The sequence below is a fragment of the Sutterella sp. genome (assembly GCF_030539355.1).
GTDB lineage: Bacteria > Pseudomonadota > Gammaproteobacteria > Burkholderiales > Burkholderiaceae_F > Sutterella.
In genome coordinates, this window is record NZ_JAUNSF010000041.1 from 1 (window position 1) to 22,781 (window position 22,781).

The window sequence follows — 22,781 nt, forward strand, 5'->3', positions numbered from 1 at the left end:
GCGGCAAAACCGGACAAGACGGTATTTCCCCGGAAGAAAATAAAACCATTTTCCGCATGAGCGGAAAATGGCAGGGGATTGCCGTGCTCAAATCCGGATAAAAGTCGGAAACGCGGCCGCGAAGTTTCCCTTGAGTCGGTTCATTCAAATACGGACGGGAAAACATTCCCGCCCGCGGAACGGGTGCGCTCTGCAAAAAGAGAAAGCCGCCCCGGGAAACCGATTCGCCACAACCGATTTTTTCAACCTCACAGAAGAGAGGAAAAGCGATGAAACCGCAACTCATCCCCCTCATCCCGCTGCCGCGGCTTGCCGGAAGCGCGCCGAAATTCCCGTTCGAGCCGGTTCTCAAGGGCGACGATGTTCACCACAAGATGGATCTTCCCCGGTATCTGCTCGGCGGCATGCTCGACCCTGCCTCGATCCGACACGTGCCGGATCCGGACGCCCCGCCCATGGAGAGGAAGACCCACTGTGTCAATGACCTGCCGCACTGGATTTCCTGGGAGGCGTGCTGGCGCGCCGAGGATCTTGAGATCCACGTCGGCTGGAGCCGCGCGGACGGTTGGAGGCTCTCGAGCGTCTGGCTCGGCCGCCGCACGGAGTACACGGGGCTCTCTCGTGACCCGGACTTCCGGAAAGTGCTCTCCCACGGCTGCTTTGACCTGATGAAAGGCTTTGACGTGACGCCAGCCGACAAGCACTACATCACGATTCCCAACGAGGACCGGCCCGATCTCGTCTATCCGGACGGAATCCTCATGGATCTCGTGATCCCCGTTCCCGCCGGGAAGCTGCGTGAGGTGACGGAACTCTGGAAGCGTTTCCCGAAGATCACCGCCGCCCGCGACGTCGTGGCCGTGATGATCCTCACGAGAGGCCTGCACCGGGTGCAGGAGGCAGGGCGCTCCGCCGAGGAACGCAGGGCAGCGGGCATGAAGGTGCTTCGCGAGACGGGGCTTCCCGTCTGGCGGAAGCCGGCCGACGACGGCTGTCATTTTGATGTTCCGGTCCAGTGCTACGTGATGCGTGTGTTCACACCGGTTCATCTCATCCCGGCGATTCTTCGTCATCTGCGGCCGGCGCTCTCGACCGATCCGGCGTTCCTTCCGTTCTCGTGCCCCAGGGACTCGGTCGAGAACTACCCGCAGCTCGGTCTCGAGAACAGGCTGGGGATGACGCTCTGGATCATGGAGGGTGACTGGCGCGATCACAAGCGGATTCCGGAGACGCGCGAGCAGTGCGCGGAGATCACGCAGGCCGCGCTCGCGGCGATTGAGGAACTGCAGTCGCCGCCCGGTTCTGATCCGGCCCAGGCTTCGCCTGTCATGGAGGAGGTTGCGCCAGAGGAACTCCCGGAGGAGGACGTCGTGATCGATGAGGAGGGCGGAATGGACGAGACGGACACTGGGAAAGGCGGAGCGGCCGCAGAGGATGAGGACCAGAAGGACGGGGCGGAAGACGAGGATGATGAGGAGACATCCGAGCCGCCCTACGAGGACGACAAGATCGAGGTGGTCCCGGACGACCCGAACATCATGCGCATCCTTGCCGACGACCAGCGCGCGTTTTTCGCTGACGTGATCATGAATCCGTTCGGGCCCACCGTGAACTTCCTCACGGCGAGCGCCCGCGAGATGGTTCCGGGCGGCACGGCGAAGGTCTGGTTCGTGTGGATCCACCCCTCGCAGGCCGAGTACGCCCAGGTGGGCACGATCCGGTTCCCGAAGGACTGGGACGGCTCCTGGACGGGCTGGGATGTCGAGCCGCTCGCGGAGACCCTGGGCGAGCTCACCGTCGGCACCGCCGTGCCGGGCGGGTGGCTGCCGCACGAGGCGCAGCGCGCGCTCATGCAGGCCGTTTATGAAAGGAAGAACGGTTCGGCCGCGGCGCTCGCCATCATCGAGCGCTTCCCCGAGGAGTACATGCGCCGCTTCGACGCTGAGATGGGGAAGGTGGAGGTTCCGCTGCCCGATCTCACGCCGATCGAGGTGCTGGCGCGATGGATCGCGCTCTCGCTCGATCCGGTCTTCCGCAGCCGCGAGTACCGGCACCTCACCCACTGCTGGGAAGGGGCTGAGCACTACATTTACCGCGGCTCCTGCTTCTGCCCGACGGGTCTGATGCGGTACATCACGGAGAACCTACTCGGTGCGCCGCTCTACGAGTGTCCGGCCCCGCCGGATGCCTGAGTCCGTCCGGGGCGGTTCCTGCATCGGAAGGTCTGAATCCGGCCGGCCGGGTGTACTTTGTGATACCCCCGGCCGGGTGTAGTGCGTCTCACGGATGCTTCAGATAATGGAGGGAGTTCAACAGCGGCCCGGGTCCGGTTCTCTTCTGGTGATGACCCTCCGGCCGCGAAACCCGGGGCGCCGGCGGCCGATCTCTCTCTCCTTCCGCCGCCAGCTCCCGGGAACCCCTCTGGAGAAAGTTCATGAAGAAAACTCTTGCCGCGCTCGCCGTAACCGCAATCTTTGCCGCCGCCTCCGCCCATGCCGCTGGTTTCAAGGCCGGCACCTACACCGCCTCCGCCCCCGGCATCCACGGTGACGTGACCGTCGAGGTGGTCTTCACCGCCGACAAGATCGCCTCGGTGAAGGTCGTCAAGCAGAGCGAGACGCAGGGCATCGGCACCGTCGCCGTCGAGCAGCTCCCGGGCCGCATCGTTGACGCGCAGTCGCCGAACGTTGACGGCGTCACCGGCGCCTCGATCACCACGGCCGCCATCAAGAAGGCCGTCTCCGACTGCATCCGCCAGGCCGGCGCCGATCCCGAGAAGCTCGTTCCGGTCGTCGTCAACAAGGCCGCGAAGAATGAGGATCTCTCGACCGACGTCGTCATCGTGGGCGGCGGCGGCTCGGGCATGTCCGCCACCATCCGCAGCCGCATGAACGGCCTCTCCGTGATCCTCGTCGAGAAGATGCCCTTCATCGGCGGCGCGGCCTCCATCTCCGGCGGCCAGGTCGTCTCCCAGGGCTCCAAGCTCCAGAAGGCCTTCGGCAGCACCGACGACTCCCCGCAGTCGATGGTCGAGGACTTCCTGAAGAACGGCGCCGGCAAGAACGATCTCTCGAAGCTCCACCTCTACGCCAACAACGTCGGCGCCACGATCGACTGGCTCCACGAGAAGGTCGGCGTCAAGTTCATCCCGAACGATCTGCCGTTCCTCGCCGAGTACTCGCACCGCCGCGCCCTCGAGTTCCAGGGCGGCGCGGGCACGATGGCCCAGCACCTGCGCGAAGTGATCGCCGGCAACGGCGCCAAGGTCTTCTACAACACCCGCGTGCAGGAGCTCATCGTTGAGGACGGCGCCGTCATGGGCGTGAAGGCCGTCGACGTGAACACCGGCACGACCTACACGATCCGCGCGAAGAAGACCCTGCTCACGACGGGCGGCTACGGCAACAACAAGGACATGCTCTCGCCGAAGATGAGGAACGTCCTCTACTACGGCCCGGTCTCCTCCACCGGCGACGGCCTGCGCATGGCCCAGCAGCTCGGCGTCAAGACGCAGCTCCTGCAGTACGGCAAGCGCTATCCGAACGGCATCGAGGTCGCCCCGGGCAAGGCCAAGTCGACGATCTACGCGAACGTCGGCGCCTTTGACCAGGCCGGCATCCTCGTCGACGTCAACGGCAACCGCTTCGTGAACGAGAAGGCGAGCAACCGCAACATTCTCGAGCCGATGCTCGAGACCCCGAACGGCCAGGCCTACGTCTTCATGGACCAGAAGTCCTGGGAAGGCTTCTACAAGCGCCTCCCGGAGACGGGCGTCTCGCATGAGGACGCTGACCGCTACCTCGCCGACGGCGGCAAGAATCCCCCGCTCTTCGTGAAGGCCGACTCGATTGACGAGGTCGCGAAGCTCGCCGGCGTCAACGCCGCGAACCTCAAGGCCACCGTCGCCAAGTACAACGGCTTCGTGAAGGCCGGCAAGGACGCCGACTTCGGCCGTCCGACCCAGTACATGAAGGCCGAGATCTCGGCGCAGGGCCCGTACTACATCGTCGAGCAGAAGCCCCGCTTCGCCACCACGATGGGCGGCGTCTGCACGGATGACAAGCTCAACCTCATCCGTGACGACGGCAAGGTCATCCCGAACCTCTACGGTGCCGGTGAACTCGTCGGCGGCGTGATGGGCGACGACTCCCCCGCCGGTGCGAACGTCGGCTGGGCCCTCACCTCGGGCCGTGTCGCGGCTGACTCGATCGCCGAGGCCATCAAGGCCGGCAAGTAAGATCCTCTCCAGAGGAGCCGCCTTCCTCCGGGAAGGCGGCAGCTCCCGAATCCGTCCGTTCCCCCGGGTCTCACCCCCGGGGCCGGACGGATTTTTTTTGTTTTCGTGCCGTTGGAACGGTTTTTGCTTATTGGTTAAAAATCACGGTATTACGTAACGAAATGTAATATCGGGTTGAATCGGAGGCCGAAAGTCGCTAACCTGTCACCCTTTTCGTTTTACCGCCCGCCCAAGGGGTTTTCCGCGCTTCCGCCCCGGAGCCGTCCTGTTTGAAGTCAGGGACGCTCTGCCCAGAGCGCGAGGTACGCGCATCAGAAGCGGAGGGCCCGCATCAGGCTGCGGACGGTCAAGCGGAGAAGGGGAGCCGGAGGTCCGGCCGGTTCAAGAAGGGGAAACATCAACTGTTCGGAAAGTCGTCTGTGGCTGCATCGATGGATGCCGCCCCGGGCTTTTTTGCGCCTCTTCTCTGAGCCGGGACGAGCCGGAAGGCATCCGCTAACGCCAACGACAAGGATTCTGCCCGCAACGGTCCGGAGGATTCCCTCTGGTGGAGGAGCCCGGAGCGCCGGGGGAGCACTATGCGAAAGACGACAACGAAAAACACTGCTGAAGCTGCCGAAGAAACGACCGTCCTCACGAAGGCTCAGAAGACGGTCAGCACCGGGAAGGCACAGGTGACCGTTACGGAAGCGGGTACCCTGGTGCCGGAACCTGCGGCGGCTCAAAAGCCCGCCAGGACGAGGCGTACCCTCACGGTGAAGCCGCGCAACGCGGCTGATCCGACAGCCCCGACCGTCGAGGTCAGCGCGCCCGAGGAGGCCCCCGCGGCCCCGAAGAAGCCCCGCAAGACGCTCACGGTGAAGAAGGCCGGCGACAAGTCGCCCGCCGCCGGCGAGGACGGCATCACGGTCGAGGTGACCGTGAAGAAGTCGGGCAAGAGCATCACGGTGAAGCAGGCCGTCGCGAAGAGCGCCGCGCCCGCCGAGACGCATGCCGAGCATCCGGCCGCCCAGGGCGATGCGCCCGCCGAGGCCGAAAAGGCTGAGGCGAAGGCTGAAAAGGAAGCGAAGCCCGCCAAGGCGAAGCGCACCTCGAAGAAGAAGGCCGCCGAGACCGCTGCCGAGGCTCCCGCCGAGGAAGCGAAGGCTGAGACGTCCGAAAAGGAAGAGAAGCCCGCCAAGGCGAAGCGCGCGTCGAAGAAGAAGGCCAAGGAGGTCACTGAGGCCACTGAGGCCCCCGCCGAGGAGTCGAAGTCCGCGGAGGCCGCGGAGACTGCGGAGGACGGGAAGACCGAGAAGGCTGCGAAGAAGTCCGCGAAGAAAGCCGAGAAGGCCGAAAAGTCTGAGAAGGCCGAGAAGCCGAAGAAGGCCAAGGGCAAGCCCGGCCGCAAGCCGAAGGCCGCCAAGGCCGCGCTCGAGGGCGACGAGGACGATTTCGGCGCCGACGAGGCCGATCTCACGGATCTCGACCCCGATGACATGGAGGAGGGCGCCGTCGACAGCGACGAGGACGCCGCCGAGATCGAGGCCGAGATGAGCTCGTGGGGCTCCGAGGGTGCCGAGGGCGCCGAGGCCGAGGACGGCCAGGCGCCGCAGCAGCCCGTGCGCAACGGCTACGGCGAGCTCGTCCGTCTCGGACGCTCCCGCGGCTGGGTCACGCTCATCGACATCAATGACCACCTGCCCGAGAACGCGCTGCGCACCTCGGACAACCTGCAGGAGGTGACCGAGCAGCTCGGGCGCCTCGGCATCCAGGTCTTCGAGACGCCCCCTGACGAGGACGACATCCTCATCAACGGCATGGGCGGCGACGCCTCCGACGACATCGACGAGGATGACGCCGCGGTGATGCTCACCCCCGAGGAGTCCGCCGGTCTCTCGAAGGACCCGCTGCGCGCGTACCTGCGCGGCGTGGGCTCGCACAAGCTCCTCACCCGCGCCGGCGAGATCGAGGTCGCCAAGTCGATCGAGCAGTTCACGATCCGCCTCGTCTCGACGATCGCCCAGTACCCGAATGCGGTGACCGAGATCCTGCGCCTCGGCGAGTGCTTGAACGACGAGAACGTCGCGGTCGACACCGTGGTCGACGGCTTCAACGACGCCGCCGCCAAGGCGAGCGAGAGCGCCGACCCGGCCAACGGCGACGAGATCGCCACCGACATCGGTGCGGCCGCCATGACCGTGGACCAGCTCTCCGAGGTCCGCGACCGTGCGCGCTCGCTCCTTGACGCCGCCCGCGACGCGCTCGAGCGCGTCCGCGCGACCTACGGCGACCCCTCGCAGGAGGCGGCCTACCGCAAGGCGCTCGAGGACATGTCCGAGGCGCTCAGCCCGATCCGCTTCTCGGTGAAGCTCGTCACGCAGATCACCGATCACATCGGCACGCACATGGACGAGGTCAACGACACCCTGAAGCGCATGCGCGCCGTGCTCGTGAACCAGTGCCGCATGTCGCAGATCGAGGCCGTCGAGTTCTTGAAGAGCGACGAGGTCACCGACCCCGCGTGCTTTGACCGTCTCATGGCGAGCGGCAAGCCCTGGGCCGCGGCCGTCAACCGCTCGATCGCCGTGCTCCGCGAGGAGCAGGGCATCCTGATCAACGCCGAGCGCAACGGCCTGATGAAGCTCTCCGAGCAGCGTGAGCTCGGCCGCGCGATGAAGCTCGCCCAGACGAACCTCATTCAGGCGAAGTCGAAGATGATCGAGGCGAACCTGCGTCTCGTCATCTCGATCGCCAAGGGCTACGTCAACCGCGGCCTCGCGATGACCGACCTCATCCAGGAGGGCAACCTCGGTCTGATGAAGGCCGTCGACAAGTTCGAGTACCGCCGCGGCTACAAGTTCTCGACCTATGCGACCTGGTGGGTCCGCCAGTCCGTCACCCGCGCGGTGGCCGACTTCGGCAACACGATCCGCATCCCGGTGCACATGACCGAGAGCTACAACAAGCTGCGCCGCCAGAAGCAGAAGTTCCTGCAGCAGAACGGCCGCCAGCCGACCGAGCAGGAGCTCGCCGACCTCGCAGATCTTCCGCTCGCGAAGGTGCTGCTCCTCACCCAGGCCATGCGCGGCGTCGAGTCGATCGACGCCCCGATCGGCGACGAGGAGGACGCGACGAAGCTCGATTTCGTGCGCGGCGACGAGCGCGACGATCCGGGCATCGCCTTCCAGGACCAGTCGATGATTGAGAGCATTCAGAAGTCCCTGAACGAGCTCAGTCAGCGCGAGGCCCAGGTGCTGCGTCTCCGCTACGGCATCGGCACGAATCAGGACCACACGCTCGAGGAAGTGGGCCGCACGCTCGGCCTCACCCGCGAGCGCGTGCGCCAGATCGAGTCGGCCGCCATCAGGAAGCTCCGCACGCCGGACTTCACCGAGCGCCTGCGCGACTACCTGTCGAATTGACGCCTGACTGCTTGCCCCGGAGATGACCCGGGAAAAGCACTTCACGCCCCGTTTTGCCCTCTGCGGCAAGGCGGGGCGTTTCCGTACGGCGGCCTTGAAACTGTCTCCCGTGGCGGGACGATTTTGAGCAGGATGCGCCCATTCTCGGGTACAATCATTCTCTTTCCACCGGCGGGCCTGTAGCCAAGTTGGTCAAGGCACCGGACTCATAATCCGGCTACCCTGGGTTCAAGTCCCAGCGGGCCCACCAGTCACTTTTTCCGAGCCGTCCCGGGCTTTTCCCCGCGACCGGCCGCGCAAGTCCTTCACCGCGCACCTTTCACTGAGGGCAGCGCGCCGTCCTCGAAGAGGAGCCGTCCGGACAAGCCGGGCGCCCCGGCATCCCGGCCGGACTGAGATTCCTCGGAGAGCGTCTCCCGCGCTGCTTTTCCGAGGCGCGCTTTTCTCTACAAGCAGTTCAAGAATCAGGATGTCCTCCTTCGAACAGTTCGGTCTCGATCCCCGCATTCTCTCGGCCATCGCCCGCATGGGCTACACCGCGCCCACCCCGATTCAGGAGCAGGCGATCCCCGTGGTTCTCCGCGGCGGTGACGTGATGGGTGCGGCCCAGACCGGCACGGGCAAGACGGCCGGCTTCGGACTGCCCCTGATCCAGCGCATCCTGCCGAAGGCCAACACCTCGATGTCGCCGGCGCGCCATCCCGTGCGCGCCCTCGTGCTCACGCCGACGCGCGAGCTCGCCGACCAGGTCTCCGAGAATCTCGTCGCGTACGCGAAGGACACGCCGCTGCGCGCGGGCGTGGTCTACGGCGGCGTGGACATCCGCCCGCAGGCCGAGATGCTCCGGAAGGGCCTCGAGATCCTCACCGCGACCCCGGGCCGTCTTCTTGACCATGTCTCGCAGAAGGCCGTGAACCTCTCGCAGGTCGAGATCGTCGTTCTCGACGAGGCGGACCGCATGCTCGACATGGGGTTCCTGCCGGACATCTCGCGCATCCTGCAGATGCTGCCCGCGACGCGCCAGAGCCTTCTCTTCTCGGCGACCTTCTCGCCCGAGATCAAGAAGCTTGCGAAGAACTTCCTGCGCCCCGACCCGAAGGTGATCGAGGTCGCGCGCCAGAACTCCACCGCCGAGACCGTCACCCAGGAGCTCTTCACGGTGAACGACCGCGACAAGACGGACGTCCTGATCGACATGCTCAAGACCCGCGGTCCCGAGGGCGGCCCCCTCACGCAGGTCCTCGTCTTCGTCAACGCCAAGATCACCTGCCGGCGACTCGCGCGCACGCTTGAGCGCGTCGGCATCAACGCCGACGCCATCCACGGCGACAAGACCCAGGAGGAGCGCCAGGTCGCGCTCGAGGGTTTCCGCACCGGCGCGATCCACGTGCTCGTCGCCACCGACGTCGCCGCCCGCGGTCTCGACATCAAGGAGCTGCCCTGCGTCATCAACTACGACGTGCCGTACTCCGCCGAGGACTACGTGCACCGCATCGGCCGCACGGGCCGCGCAGGCGCGAAGGGCGTCGCGACGATGCTCGCCACGAGCGAGGACACGCGCCTCGTGCAGGCGATCGAGGCCCTCACCAAGCAGACCTTCAAGGCCATCCCCATTTCGCCGCAGCCGCGCAACCGCCGCGGCTCCTCCTCCTCGCCGCGCCGCGGCAGGGACGAAGGGCGCGGCAGCTGGACCGAGCGCGTCGACACGCCCGAGGACGAGCGCATCGCCCGCGAGCGCGCCCGCGCCTACGTGCCGCCCTCGCAGCGCCACCGCGACCCGCTCTTCGACATGCCCTACATCGAGCGCGCGCCCTCGGAGACCGAGAAGAAGCCCGCGGAGCCCATGTACCTCGAGCGCCGCGAGAAGCGCCGCCCGGTCGCCGCGCTCCTCGGAGGCCGCGGCCACTGAGCCCCGGACTTCCCGCTGATCGAAACATAGAACGGCCCGGATTCCCTGCGAAGGAAATCCGGGCCGAAGTGTTTCCGCGCCCTGCGCTGCATCCCCGGGGGCGCAGAAGCAAAACCGCCCGCGGCTTTCACCGCAGGCGGTCTTGAGTGAGAGTGGTTCAGGTCATCAGCCCATCGGGATCAGACCGCGGCCGAGGAGGTACGAGCACGCGACGCCGATGAAGATGGCGATGAAGTTGAGCCAGATGCCAGCGCGGACCATGTCGCCGATCTTGAGGCGCCCCGTGCCGAACACGATGGCGTTCGGGGGCGTGCCCACCGGCATCATGAAGGCGCACGAGGCGGCCATCACGACGGCGAAGAACGGACCCTCGGGGTTGACCTGGAGCGAGTCGCAGGCGGCACCCACGATCGGCATCATCGTCGCGGCAAGCGCGGTGTTGGAGGTCACCTCGGAGACGAAGGTCACGACGGTCGAGGCACCGGCCATCATCACGAGCTCAGGCACGCCCTGGAAGATCTGCGCCTGCGCGCCGATCAAGGAGGCGAGGCCCGTCGACTGGATCGCAGCCGCCATGGAGAGACCGCCGCCGAAGAGGAGCAGAACGTCCCAGGCCACGACATCCTTGGCGCTGTTCCAGTCGAGCGCGTGGATGCCGCGCTTGACGTCGATCGGGATGATGAAGAGGAGGACGCCGGCCGTCATGGCGACGAGTTCCTCGGTAACGGGCTTGAAGGGCTGCATGCCGCCGATCTCGATCGACTTGATGACCGGGAGGAACATCCAGGTCAGGGCCGCGAGAACGAAGACCACGAGGACGGTGCGCTCGCCCTTGCTCATGGGCCCGAGCTTCTTCAATTCGCCGCGGATCCAGTCACGGCCGCCGGGAATGCCTTCCATCTTGATCGGGAAGAGGAACTTCGTGAGCAGGATGTAGGTGGCCGGAAGCATGAGGAGCGTAGCGGGGAGCGCGACCTTCATCCAGGAGAGGAAGGAGACCTCGACGCCGTAGGTGTCGGCGACGTAGCGCGCGAAGATGCCGTTCGGGGGCGAGCCCACGAGGGTGGCCATGCCGCCGATCGAGGCCGCGTAGGCGATCGAGAGCAGCACGCAGACGGCGAAGTTGCGCTCGTCCTTGGTGATCTCGGGCGAGGTCTGCGTCGAGCGGATCACGCCCATCACGGCGACGGCGATCGGCACCATCATGGCGGCGGTGGCGGAGTTCGAGACCCAGGCCGAGAGGAGCGCGGTCGAGAACATCAGGCCGAGGACCATCTGCTTGGGCTTCGTGCCGAAGACGTTGATCGTCACGAGGGCGATGCGGCGGTCGAGATGCCAGCGGTGGATGGCCGCGGCGATGAGGAAGCCGCCTAAGAAGAGGAAGATCGTGCCCGAGGCATAGTGGCGCATCGTGTTCACGGGGGGCGCGACGCCCAGGAGCGGGAACAGGATGATCGGAATCATCGCGGTCACCGCAATCGGCAGCGCCTCGGTGAACCACCAGGTCGCCATCAGCGTCGTGACGGCGGCGCAGGCCTTGCCGGCGTGCGTGAACTCGACGGTCTTGCCGGCGGTGTCCACGAACTGGTCGGGCAGCAGGAAGTAAACGAGTACGGCGAGAACAGGTCCGAGAATGAATGCCCATATCTTGGTCGAGTTGGACATTGCATCAATCGAGACCGATGAGGACTGGAGTGGCATGGTTGTCGCTCCTTGATGAAAGTCAATGTGGGAGAGTTGCCTTTACGGTTTCGTCAGAATATATGAGGCAGGACAAAAAAGGGGTACTTCCGATGGGGGGTAGATTCCCCAATAAGGAGCTTGACCTAGGTCGTAATACCTCGCTGATCCGGAAATATCCATAAAAATCAATGCAGTTCGTTTCTCAGTCGTCTTCCCTAGGAGAATCTTCGTAGCGGGGACATGGTATGCGTCCGTCCCGGCCCTTTACTTTTGCCCCGGATTGCGTTAACTTTCGCCCTCACAGCATCATGAAGTGAGAAGACGAAGTTTCTCACGCCAACCTGCTTACTCGGGCAAGGTGGAGTGCGCGGTGCCGGGTCCCTCCCGGTCGAGCGCCAATGCGGTCTACAGCGTCCCTGCGAGGGAACGCGAGTACGGCAAAGCAAGCGAGGGTGAAAAAGCCTCTCCGTGGTGTCTGTGTCTCCGCGAGAGGCTTTCTGCTTTTCTTCTCTTTAGAGCGGCGGGCTTCTGCGTCAGACGACGAGTGAGGGCGGGAGCGCCCGCGGCACGCGGCTGAGGCGTGCGAACGCTCCGGGCGGGATTTCATTCCGAATTGCCGCGCCCAGACAAGGGGTCTGAAGACGGCTAAAGAGGAGAAACATCATGACGACGCATCGTCTCACCATCAAGGGTCAGGTCACAATCCCCAAGGAAATCCGTGATTATCTCGGTCTCGCCGAAGGCAACTCGAGCGTGGACTTCGCCATCAGCGACGACGGCACCGTGGTCATCCGCAAGGCCGGTTCCGCCGCTCCCCGTCCGGCGAACATCCGCACCCGCGGTCAGCGCACCACGCGCGCGCCGCAGCTGCCGAACGTCACGGGCCGCACCCCCGCCAACCAGCGCGGCGGCGTGCTCGCTCTCCTCGCGGGCGGTTTCTGACAAGCCCTTGTCCTCCCAAATAGACTCCTCGCCCCTCCGCCCGTGAGTTCCCCCTTGATACCTTCGCCCGGCCGCCGCGGGTTGCCGAGGAAGGCATCAGCCCCTCTCCCACATTCCTCCACGAAGATTTCCCTGCCGCTTCCTCGCTCATGTTTTTGAGCCTGGGTCCGGGCTGTGCTGCGCCCGTCGGAAGCCTCAGGATCTCTTCGCAGAGACACTGACGCCCCCGGAAAGTGAACTTCCACGGGGGCGTTTGTCGTGTCCGAACTCTCTGCGAGGGATCAGACCTTCGTCTGGTCCGCGGTTTCCTCGGTCACGGCGGGCTTCGCGGCCGCCTCCGCTTCCTTCTTCTTCTCCTCGGAGTCCTCGATCTTCTCGGCGGCCTTGTCCTGTTCCTTGAGCGCCTTCTTCAATTCCGCGGGCTGGAGCAGCGGGAACTGCACGAGGACGAGCAGGCCGTGCGGCTCGGCGTCGCCGAGCGTCACCGTGCCGCCCGAGCGGCGCACGATGCGGTCGACGATCGAGAGGCCGAGTCCGGAGCCCGTGACGCCCGAGCGGGCGGACTCGCCGCGCTCGAAGGGGCGCATCACGCGTGCGCGCTGGTTCTCGGGCAGACCCTTGCCGGCGTCGGCCACCGCGAGCACGGCGGTCTTGCCGTCCTTCGATGCGGAGAGCTTCATCGAGAGCCTCAGCACCCCGTCCTCGCTCCTGCCGTAGCGCTGGGCGTTGACGACGAGGTTCTGGATCGCGCGCGAGAGCTCGAGCGGGAGCGCCATCACGAAGATGTCGCTCGCGAGCTCGGTCGTGACCTCGACGCTCGGGTCCGAGCCGATGCGGGCGTCGTGGAGCGCGGTGGTCACCGCCTCGCCGAAGTTCACCATCACCGGCTCCTCGTTCGTGCGGCGCGCGTAGGCGATGAACTGGTTGACGATGTTCTCCATCTGCTCGAGGTCGCTCACCATCGCGACGCGGGTGTCGTCCGGAAGCCCGGCGAGCTCCACCTCGAGGCGCAGGCGCGTGATCGGCGTTCTCAGGTCATGCGAGACGCCGGCCAAGAGCAGCTCCCGGTCGGCCTCCATGCGCGCGAGATCCTGCACCATGCGGTTGAAGTTCACGTTCACCGACTGGATCTCGCTCGTCGAGGCGTTCTCGGGAAGGGGCGCCGGCGTCACGCCGCGGCTCATCGAGCGCGCGAAGTTCGAGAGCGCCGTGAGCGGGGTGATGACGTGCTTGGCGAGCATCGTCGCGCCGCAGAGCGAGATGAGGCACGCCGCGATCGCCCAGTAGAGCCAGCTCGTGCCGTAGGGCGGATCGAGCGCGTCGTCGGGCGTCTGCATCCAGTACACGTCGCCGTCGATGTCGAAGGTCACCCAGATGCCGTGGTTGCCGTTGACGTGCGTGGCGACGATCGTGTCGGGGCCGAGCGCCTGCTTGACGAGGGTCTCAATGAGGCCGTTGTAGCCGTCGTTGGGGAACTTCTGGATCTTGTCGGTCGGGTCGCGCGGCGAGATGAGCACGCCCTCGCGGGCGGCGAGCGTGCGCAGCAGATCCATGCGGTAGATCGGGTCGGCGGAGACGAGCGCGTACTTGGTGATGTTCACCGTCGAGATGATGTGCTGCGAGATGCCCTGCGCGTAGGGCATCTCGGTGAGCACGCGGAAGCTCTGCAGCCACCCCATCACGGAGATGAAGACGAGGCAGCAGAGCAGCAGGAACGTGCGCCAGAAGAGACTCGGGCGGTGTGATTTGAGCTGTGTGATCCAGGACACGGCCTTGGGCCCCTGTTCGGACTGAAGGAAAAAAGAAGGAGGACCGGGCGCGCCCGTCCTCCTTCGCTTCTCGGTTCATGGCGGACGGGCCGCCTTCAGGTCAGGCGGCACCGTCGATATTAATCACTTCTGCCCGTCGGGAATGAAGACGTAGCCGAGACCCCAGACGGTCTGCAGGTAGCGCGGGTTCGAGGGATCGGGCTCGATGAGCTTGCGCAGGCGCGAGACCTGCACGTCGAGCGAGCGGTCGAAGGCCTCGTACTCGCGGCCGCGGGCCATCTCCATGAGCTTGTCGCGGGAGAGCGGGAGCCTCGGGTGACGCGCGAAGGCCTTGAGCACGGCGAACTCGCCCGTCGTGAGCTGCACGTTCTCGCCGTTCTTCTTGAGCACGCGCGTGCCGAGGTCGAGCTCGAACTCGCCGAACTTGACGATCTCGTTCTCCATTGACGGGGCGCCCGGGGCGTCCTGGCGCGGACGGCGGCGGAGCACGGCGTGGATGCGCGCGAGCAGCTCCCTCGGATTGAAGGGCTTGCCGAGGTAGTCGTCGGCGCCGAGCTCGAGGCCGAGGATGCGGTCGACGTCCTCGCCGCGGGCCGTGAGCATGATGATCGGGGTGACGTCCTTGTCGGCGCGCAGGCGCTTGAGGATCGCGAGACCGTCCTCGCCCGGCATCATCAGGTCGAGGATCAGCAGGTCAAAGTGCTCGCGGACCCAGAGGCGCTTCATCGCCTCGCCGTTCTCGCTCGTCATCACATTGAAGCCGTTCTCACCGAGATAGCGGCGCAGCAGGTCACGCAGACGGGGATCGTCGTCAACGATAAGAATCTTGGGGGTGCGGTCAACCATCGTGATGGCTCCTCTGGAGTAGCGTTCCCCCGACAGCATCGCAGTTGTCGGGCGGAAACACGTTATTGAATTCTGATGAGATGAATTCTTTCACCTGCGCGCGCGGAATTCGAGACCCGGGCAACCCGATGTTACAAATGAGGGGAAAGCGTTGCGAATCGCACGCGCGGACTTCCCCGGCTTCGGAAAACACGCGCCGCGCAGGGATGGGCCGGAAAAACGGGCTTTCCCGCATCAGGCGCTCGGGGTAAATTGTAACGTCACGATCTGTCCTTGACGGACGGCGGGAGCAGGCCCGGACCCCCTCTCGCAGACCGTAAACGCGGCAATGTTCTGTCACGGTTTTGCACAATAAACGGGGAATTTTCAAAAAGTCCGCTGATATATTCAGGCTCAGGAAGAAGAAGACCCCGGCCCCGCGGAGACCCCTCCGGGAGAGACCGAGGGCGTACAACACGCCTCACATCCCGACCCCGCCGAACAAGCCTGTCCGACAGGGCTCTCGGGTTGCGTTCGCTTCGAAACCTTCCCGCAACCTCCATTCTGAGACGCCTCACTTATGGTCCGAAAATCCTCCTGCTGCATGTTCGCCTTCGCCGCCTGGCTCCTGTCAGGCGCCGCGATCGCCGAAGGCCCGGCCGCCGGGCTCTCGGAGCAGCGTTTCGCCGGCCTGCCCACGGACGCTCCCGTGGTCGGCGACTGCAAGGAGAGCTCCCAGGGCCCCTGCGTGCGCTTCTGGGCGGACATGAGCGCCGAGGAACGCGCGAGGCTCTGGCCCTTCCTCGACGAGGTTTCGAAGAACACCTACTGGCGAGGCATGACGCCCAAGGAGCGCCGCAGTCTCAAGGAGAACCTCTCCGAGCATGACCTTGAGGCGCTGCGCCGCCGCTACACGGTCGACATCCGCAGCGAAATCCACGAGACGCAGCCGAAGCTCTGCGGCGACGAGCGCAAGCGCATCCGCGAGCAGGTGATCGAGGTCCACATGCAGTTCATGCGCGGCGTGCCCCGCACGGGCGGCCCGCAGCCGCTCAATCCCCCGTCGGGACGCGGCGAGATTCACCTCGGCGTCCCGGGCGGTGGATCCATGGGCGGTCCCGGCGGTCCGGGAGGCATGGGCGGAGGCCCCGGCGGCGGTCCGCGCCACTGATCACTTCAGACAGATTTCTCATTGAAGAAGGCCGGAGGTCGTGAGACCTGCCGGCCTTGATCAACTCCGGGCGTCAGGTGCCCGCGTGGCGGCGCTCCGTCGGGTGCGCCGCGCCCTCGGTCTCGACGTGGATCGGGATCACGCGCCGCATGACCGCTCCGTCCGCTCTGTCGCCGGCGCCCGAGGCGCCCTTCGCGAAGTTCTCGCGGGCCTGGGCGAGGAAGAGCTTCAGGCGGTTGGCGACGTTGGCGCGCGAGGTGCCCGCCTCGAAGTCGATCGCCGTGAGGTTCGCGCCCGGGTACGTGTCGCGCAGCCGCTTCATGACGCCTTTACCCGTGACGTGGTTCGGCAGGCACCCGAAGGGCTGCAGGCACACGACGTTCGGCACGCCCTCGCGGACGTAGGAGGCCATCTCGGCGGTGAGGAGCCACCCCTCGCCCGCCTGCTGCCCGGGACTGACGAGCCCCTCGATCGCCTCGAGCTCCTCGGCGAGCGTCGCGACGCCCGCGATCGGGGTGCCGTCGAGCGCGTCGCGCATGGCGCTCCGCAGGTGCTCGAACCAGCGGATCGTGAGCCAGGCGAAGAGCGCCTTGCCGCGGCTCGCGCCGAAGGCGCGCGCCTGCTCGATGTGGTCGTGCAGACAGTAGAGGAGGAAGCTCGCGATGTCGCCGAGCACCGGCTCCGCGCCCTCGGCGAGGATCGTGTCGACGATGCCGAGGTTCGCGGCCGGGTGGTACTTGAGCAGAATTTCGCCCACGATGCCGACGCGGGGCTTCCTCACGTCCGAGCGCTCAATCGCGAGGAACTCGCGCACCATCTCGCGCGCGTCACGGCGGAAGCGGGCGGAGTCGCCGGCCGCGGCGGCCTCCTCGGCGCGCTTCGTCCACTTGGGCACGAGGCTCTCGGCCGTGCCCGGCACGCGCTCGTAGGCGCGCACGAAGAGCGTGAGGCGCTGCAGCAGGTCGCCGTAGAGGCACCCGATCATGAGGCGCTTCAAGCCCATCAGACCGAGGTCAAGCGTCTCCGCGCCCTCGATGCGGCCGCCCGAGAGCGTGACCACCGGGACGTTCTCAAGATGCAGGTCGCCGAGCGCCCACTTCAAGAGGCTCGGGTAGTTGGTCGCGCGGCAGGGCCCGCAGGTCTGGGCGAGCAGCAGCGCGCTTCGCTCCGGATCGATCTCGCGGGTCTTGAGCGCATCAATGAGCTGCCCGATCACGACGATCGCCGGATAGCAGGCGTCGTTGTTGACGTGCTTCAGGCCCTCCTCGATCGCCCGCGGCGTCACCTCGGGGAGGAGCTCCGCGTTCCAGCCCGTCGCCCGCAGCGCCGCGCAGAGGATGGGGAAGTGGAGCGGCGCCATCTGCGGCACGTAGATCGTGCGCATGCCCACCACCTCGCGGGTCGTGAGCGGGCGGTTCGCCGGGGCGGAGCCCTCGGGCGCCTTCGCATCCTGAACACTCTCGATCGCGGCCACCGCGGCCTCGCGGTCGTGGCGCCGGCGGTCGGCGACCGCCGCGAGGAGCGACTTGAGGCGGATCCTCGCCGCACCGAGCGTGTCGCCCTCGTCGATCTTGATCGTCGTCGAGATGCGGCCGCGCGCGGAGAGAAGTCTCTCGATCTGCTCGGAGGTGATGGCGTCGATGCCGCAGCCGAAGCTCATGAGCTGCACGAGCTCGGCCGAGCGGCTCTCGCGCACGAGCGCCGCCGCCCGGTAGAGGCGGGCGTGGAAGGTCCACTGGTTGACGACGGAGATGTCGGAGGGGAGGTCGGCCAAGTGCGCGACGGCGTCCTCGGTCACGACCGCGGCGCCCATGGATTCGATGAGCGCGGGGAGCCCGTGGTTGATGAGGGGATCGAGGTGATAGGGACGGCCCGCGATGACGATGAGGGGCTCGCCCGAAAGCTCGCGGGCGTGCCAGAGCGCCTCGCCCTTGGCGCGAAGCTCGCTCTGGTACTGAAGGAGCGCGGCGTGGGCGGATTCGGCCGCGCGCCGCACTTCCTTCGCGGAGAGCGAGGGCCAGGCCGCGCGCACGGCGCGCACCACGCTCTCGGCGTGCTCGAGGTCCACGAAGGGCGTGAGGATGCGCGCACCGGGCAGCGTCGTGTCAATCGAGAGCCGCATCGCCTCGGGGTAGCCGCCCGCCACGGGGCAGGCGAAGCGCCCGGCCGCGGCGGATTTCCGGTCGGAGCGCGGACCCTCGAAGGGGACGCACGGCATCCAGATGTCCTTGATTCCCTTCTGCGCGAGCTCGGTCACGTGGCCGTGCAGGAGCTTCGCCGGGAAGCAGAGCGACTGCGAGGGCACCGTGGCGCTTGCGAGCGCCGCGAGCGCGTGGTCCGAGGGGCGCGAGAGCTCGACGCGGAAGCCGAGGTTCGTGAAGAGCGTGAACCAGTAGGGGTAGTGCTCCCAGGTGTCCAGAGCCCGCGGAATGCCGACGGTGCCCATGCGGGCGGCCTCGGGCGCAAGCGGCTCGCCCGCGAAGAGGCGCTCCGTTTTCCAGTCGATGAAGCCCGACTTGTCCTTCTTTCTTCCGCCCGCGCTCTTCGCGGCGAAGTCGCAGCGGTTGCCCGAGAAGAACTTCTCGCCCGTCGGGAAGCGGCTCATCGTGAGCCGGCAGCGGTTGCCGCAGCCCTTGCAGAGGAGTTCGCGCTCGATCACGCGCGTCGCGTCGAGCGTTTCGTCGCTCAAGTCGAGCACCGGCGTGTCGGCCTCGGTGCGCTCGAGCGCGATGAGGGCGGCGCCGTAGGCACCCATCAGGCCTGCGATGTCCGGGCGGATGACATTGCGGCCGATCTGCTGCTCGAAGGCGCGCAGAACGGCGTCGTTCAGGAACGTGCCGCCCTGCACGAGCACATGGTCCCCAAGTTCCTCGGGGTCGTGGATTCTGAGCACCTTGTAGAGGGCGTTTCTCACGATCGAGCGGCAGAGGCCCGCGGCGATGTCCTCGATCGCGGCACCGTCGCGCTGCGCCTGGCGCACGCGCGAGTTCATGAAGACCGTGCAGCGGGTGCCGAGGTCGCAGGGGTGCTCGGAGGAGAGCGCCGCGCCGACGAACTCGGGGAGAGAGAGCTTCAGCTGCCGCGCGAAGGTCTGCAGGAACGAGCCGCAGCCCGAGGAGCAGGCCTCGTTGAGCTTCACGCCGCTGATGAGTCCCTGGCGGATCTCAAGGCACTTCATGTCCTGGCCGCCGATGTCGATCACGTAGCTCACCTGCGGGTCAAAGGCCGCGGCGGCTCGGGCGTGCGTGAGGGTCTCGACCTCGCTGAAGGCGGCGCCGAGCGCCGCGCGGGCGAGGTCCGCGCCGTAGCCGGTCGTGGCGGCCTGACGGATGCGGGCGCCCTCGGGAATCTCGGGAATGAGGCGCTTCACGGCGGCGAAGAGCTGTTCGAGCGGTTTGCCCTGGTTCTCGGCGTACCAGCTCGCGACGAGCCGGCCCTCGGAGTCGACGAGCGCGCCCTTGACGGTGGTGCTACCGAGATCCGTGCCGAGGAAGAGGTCGCCCTTTGCCTCGGAGAGCGGCACGCGGCGCGCGGCTTCCCTGGCGTGACGGGCCGTGAAGGCGGCGCGTTCCTCGGCGGAGCTGAAGAGCGGAGGGAGACCCGAGTGGCGGTCGCTGCCCTCGGGCAGCGCGTCAATCGATTCGATGAGCGTCGCGAGGGTCGGCCAGACGCGGGCGCGGTGCGCCTCGGCGCCGGGATCAAGGCCCTCGAGCGCGGCGCCGATCGCGACCGAGCAGTGCGCGTCGGCATAGGTCTCGAACGTGGTGCCTGGGGCGGCGAGACGCCGCTCCATCGCCTCGCGCAGCGACCGCATGAAAGTGAGCGGCCCTCCGAGGAACGCGATGCGGCCCGCGACGGGGCGGCCGCAGGCGAGTCCGCTCACGGTCTGCTCCGCGACGGCGTCGAGCACCGAGCGGGCGACCTCCGAGCGGGGGATGCCAGCATTGAGAAGCGCCACGAGGTCGGTCTTCGCGAAGACGCCGCAGCGCGAGGCCATCGGGTGCGAGGTCTTCGCCTCGAGCGCGAGGGCATCAAGACCCGGCGCATCGGTGTCGAGCAGCGTCGCCATCTGGTCGATGAAGGCGCCGGTGCCGCCCGCGCACGCTTCGTTCATGCGCAGCTCCACGCCGTTGCTGAGGTAAAGCAGCTTCGCGTCCTCGCCGCCCAACTCCACTGCGGCGTCGAGGTCGGGCGACCGGCGCCTGAGGTAGCGCGAGGCCGCGATCACTTCCTGAACGAAGGCGGCGCCGAGCGTCTCGGAAATGGCGAGCGCGCCCGACCCTGAGAAGAGCACGCGGACGGGCTCGTTCTTCGTGCGGGCCGAGAGCCCGCGCAGCACCGTGAGGAGCGTCGCCTTAACGGCGCTCGCGTGGCGCAGGTAGTCATGGGCGAGGAGCGTTCCCTCTTCGGAGAGAAGAGCGAACTTGACCGTGGTGGAGCCGAGGTCAATGCCGAGCGTGAGCATCAGTCAGTTTCTCCGTGCTGTCACAGGCGCGACAGTCAGGACGGGTCCTTTTCGGACGGAATGGTCTGGGCCGCGGTTTCCTTCGCGGGTTCCCGGGCGCCGGCGAGCGCCTCGAAGCGCACCGCGCCCTGGGCGGCGCTGCGGAAGACCTCGACGCAGATGTCGGCGGCGGTGGCGTCGGCAAGCAGAAGCCGCTCGCCCGAGCTGCGCACGAAATTCACCATGAATTCCGAGGCGGCGAGCATCGCCGTGCGCACCGTTCCCGACCAGGGGACGCCGAGCGCGTCGGCGAAGCGCCGGGCGATCACCTCGAGCGTCACCGTGATGTGGGGGCTGATCTTCGCGAGCACGCGCGGCGACGAGAAGACCATCGTGACGGCGTCGGCGTGCTCGGCGATGTAGCGCACGTAGGTGAGCGCCACGAGATGCATCGTCTCCTCGGGCGTCGTGAAGGGGATGTCCGTGATGCGCTCGCGGAAGGTCCTCGTCTCGCGTTCGATGAGCGCCTCGAGCAGCGTCTCCTGATTGCGGAAATAGTGGTAGATGAGGTTCCGCGAGACGCCGATCTCGCGCGCCACGTCGATCATCGTCACCTCGAAGCTGCCGGTTCTCGTGTAGCAGCGCGCCGCGGCGTCGAGGATCTGCTCGCGGCGGTCCTCAGGCTGGAAGCGCTTTCTGCGGACCGGGGCGGCCGGTTCTTCGGTATTGATATTCATCACAACTGTCCGGAAGGTGAGAGTCTCGTTTATTGTGCAGTCATACAATTTGATTTGAAATTGTATGGTCTGTTGCTACTCGAGAACCTCGTCAAAAATAAGGGTTAACCCTGAGAAATCCAATAATTTTAATGGGCGGCGGTCTGCATCGCGGCGGAGGTCTCACGGTCGATCCGTGCGGCGCCCTCGGCCGCCTGCCGGCAGACGTTCACGCAGAGCTCGGCGGCGGCGTCCTCGGCGAGGTGCAGGTCACGACCCGCTTCGCGCACGAGGTGGAGGATGAAGTTCGCTCCGGAGAGGAGCGCGTTCTTCACGGTGCCCGACCAGCTGAAGCCGAGCGCCTCGGCGAGGCGCATCGCGACGAGCTCCTGGAGCTCCTCGAGGTGCGGACTCACCTTCTCGCGGATCCTCGGGGTGGCGAGCGCCGTGCGAAGAGCCTCCACGTTGCGGGTCATGGTGCGGAGGTACTCGAGGATGACGGAGAACATCGTCTCCTCCGGAGTGGAGAAGGGGATCTCGGCGATGCGGCTCTGAATCGTCTGCGCCTCGCGGGAGATCATCGCGTTCATCAGCGTGTCCTGGTTGCTGAAGTAGTGGTAGACCAAGTTCCTCGAGACGCCCACCTCGCGGGCGACCTCGATCATCGAGACCTCAAAGCTCGCGTTGCGAATGCAGCAGGCGAGCGCGGCGTCAAGGATCTGCTCCCGCCGGTCGGCCGGCGAGAGCCTGCGCCTCCTCGTCGCGGAAATGCTCTCTTTCTTTTCGCTCTCCATCGAAACCTCTCCTCGGGCAGGTGCTGCCCTTCTCGAATTGTGCATTCGTACAATTACGAATAATTGTACACCTGTTAAATAGAAATTTGTGTGCAACCGGTTGGGAATCGTGCCTGACGCACCATTCACAACGGAATAAATCCGAAGAAAATCAGCCGGTACGGCGATCCGGGCCGTACTTCTCCATCCGTACGGCGCCCCAGGCGGCGCGCCGGCAGACGTTCACGCAGAGGTCGGCGGCGGAGTCAAGATCCTCGAGGAGCTTTCCGCCCGACTCGCGGGCGAGCTTCATCATGAATTTCGCCCCGGCGATGAGCGCCGAGCGGACGGCGCCCTCGAAGGGAAGGCCGAGCGCCTCGGCGAAGCGTTTCGCGGCGAGGTCGCGCGTCTCGGTGAGCTGCGGCGTGATCCGGGCCTTGAGGCGCGGCGAGGCCTGGGCGGCCTTGAGGTTCGCGGCATGACGCGAGAAGCTCGTGAGGTACTCGAGCGCGATGGCGTGCATCGTCTCGGCGGACGTCGTGAGCGGAATGCGCTCGACGCGCTCGATGAAGTCCTTCGTCTCGCGGGTGAGGAGCGCCTCGATGAGCGCCTCCTGGTTGCCGAAGTAGTGATAGACCAGATTTCTGGACACGCCGCTCTCGCGGGCGATCTCGTCGACCGGGACGTACAGGTCGCGGCTGCGGTTGCAGCAGGCGTAGGCGGCGTCAAGAAGCTGCTCGCGTCGATCGGCGGACGCGAGCCACTTTCTCCTTGACGGGGACAGTTCCTTGTCGTTTTCGCTGGTCATGTGAGCACTCCTCTCTGTCGGCCTTTCTCGGCCGTTTCGAGACCTCTTGAAGGGGTCTTCTTAATGTACAAACTAATTGTATATCTGTTTAATACTAAGA

At 66.2% G+C, this 22,781-nt stretch carries 13 protein-coding genes and 1 tRNA gene; 7 read left to right on the top strand and 7 right to left on the bottom strand.

Features of this window, described 5'->3' with window-relative positions; translation table 11 throughout:
* Positions 1–269: 269 nt before the first annotated feature.
* The 5 genes from Q4F91_RS07315 to Q4F91_RS07335 all read left to right on the top strand — a co-directional run bounded on the left by Q4F91_RS07315 (position 270) and on the right by Q4F91_RS07335 (position 9,550).
* On the top strand, positions 270–2,192 hold the full coding sequence (locus Q4F91_RS07315; RefSeq protein WP_303336253.1) for a hypothetical protein: 1,923 nt from the start codon (positions 270–272) through the stop codon (positions 2,190–2,192).
* A gap of 242 nt (positions 2,193–2,434) precedes the next feature.
* Positions 2,435–4,237, top strand: a complete 1,803-nt coding sequence (locus Q4F91_RS07320; protein WP_303336255.1) for an FAD-dependent oxidoreductase — start codon at positions 2,435–2,437, stop codon at positions 4,235–4,237.
* A gap of 755 nt (positions 4,238–4,992) precedes the next feature.
* On the top strand, positions 4,993–7,641 hold the full coding sequence (locus tag Q4F91_RS07325; protein WP_303336257.1) for a sigma-70 family RNA polymerase sigma factor: 2,649 nt from the start codon (positions 4,993–4,995) through the stop codon (positions 7,639–7,641).
* 173 nt (positions 7,642–7,814) lie between these two features.
* Positions 7,815–7,891 (top strand) — tRNA-Ile (locus Q4F91_RS07330).
* A gap of 219 nt (positions 7,892–8,110) precedes the next feature.
* Positions 8,111–9,550, top strand: a complete 1,440-nt coding sequence (locus tag Q4F91_RS07335) for a DEAD/DEAH box helicase (RefSeq protein WP_303336259.1) — start codon at positions 8,111–8,113, stop codon at positions 9,548–9,550.
* A gap of 165 nt (positions 9,551–9,715) precedes the next feature.
* On the opposite strand, the gene Q4F91_RS07340 is transcribed toward Q4F91_RS07335, so the two are convergent.
* Positions 9,716–11,251, bottom strand: a complete 1,536-nt coding sequence (locus Q4F91_RS07340; protein WP_303336261.1) for a DASS family sodium-coupled anion symporter — start codon at positions 11,249–11,251, stop codon at positions 9,716–9,718.
* Between the two features lie 645 nt (positions 11,252–11,896).
* On the opposite strand from Q4F91_RS07340, the gene Q4F91_RS07345 reads away from it, so the two are divergent.
* Positions 11,897–12,175 carry an AbrB/MazE/SpoVT family DNA-binding domain-containing protein gene (locus Q4F91_RS07345; protein ID WP_303336263.1) on the top strand — a complete coding sequence of 93 codons (279 nt, stop codon included), beginning with the start codon at positions 11,897–11,899 and terminating at the stop codon, positions 12,173–12,175.
* Positions 12,176–12,456: 281 nt separating this feature from the next.
* Here Q4F91_RS07345 and Q4F91_RS07350 read toward each other — a convergent pair whose 3' ends face one another.
* Positions 12,457–13,944, bottom strand: coding sequence for an ATP-binding protein (locus Q4F91_RS07350; protein WP_303336266.1), 1,488 nt, complete (start codon positions 13,942–13,944; stop codon positions 12,457–12,459).
* Positions 13,945–14,067: 123 nt separating this feature from the next.
* Complete coding sequence (ompR, locus tag Q4F91_RS07355) at positions 14,068–14,790, bottom strand: two-component system response regulator OmpR (protein ID WP_303336268.1); 723 nt, start codon at positions 14,788–14,790, stop codon at positions 14,068–14,070.
* Positions 14,791–15,373: 583 nt separating this feature from the next.
* Between ompR and Q4F91_RS07360 the strand changes: the two genes are divergently transcribed.
* Entirely contained in the window at positions 15,374–15,940 is a 567-nt protein-coding gene (locus Q4F91_RS07360) for a hypothetical protein (RefSeq protein ID WP_303336270.1), read from the top strand.
* 73 nt (positions 15,941–16,013) lie between these two features.
* Here Q4F91_RS07360 and Q4F91_RS07365 read toward each other — a convergent pair whose 3' ends face one another.
* From Q4F91_RS07365 to Q4F91_RS07380, 4 genes are all read right to left on the bottom strand, one after another.
* Positions 16,014–20,405, bottom strand: a complete 4,392-nt coding sequence (locus tag Q4F91_RS07365; protein WP_303336272.1) for an acyl-CoA dehydratase activase-related protein — start codon at positions 20,403–20,405, stop codon at positions 16,014–16,016.
* Between the two features lie 35 nt (positions 20,406–20,440).
* Positions 20,441–21,121, bottom strand: coding sequence for a TetR/AcrR family transcriptional regulator (locus tag Q4F91_RS07370; protein ID WP_303336274.1), 681 nt, complete (start codon positions 21,119–21,121; stop codon positions 20,441–20,443).
* Between the two features lie 128 nt (positions 21,122–21,249).
* Positions 21,250–21,894 (bottom strand): TetR/AcrR family transcriptional regulator, encoded by a 645-nt coding sequence (locus Q4F91_RS07375; protein WP_303336275.1) that lies wholly within the window; start codon positions 21,892–21,894, stop codon positions 21,250–21,252.
* Positions 21,895–22,045: 151 nt separating this feature from the next.
* Positions 22,046–22,681 carry a TetR/AcrR family transcriptional regulator gene (locus tag Q4F91_RS07380; protein WP_303336277.1) on the bottom strand — a complete coding sequence of 212 codons (636 nt, stop codon included), beginning with the start codon at positions 22,679–22,681 and terminating at the stop codon, positions 22,046–22,048.
* Positions 22,682–22,781: the final 100 nt, after the last annotated feature.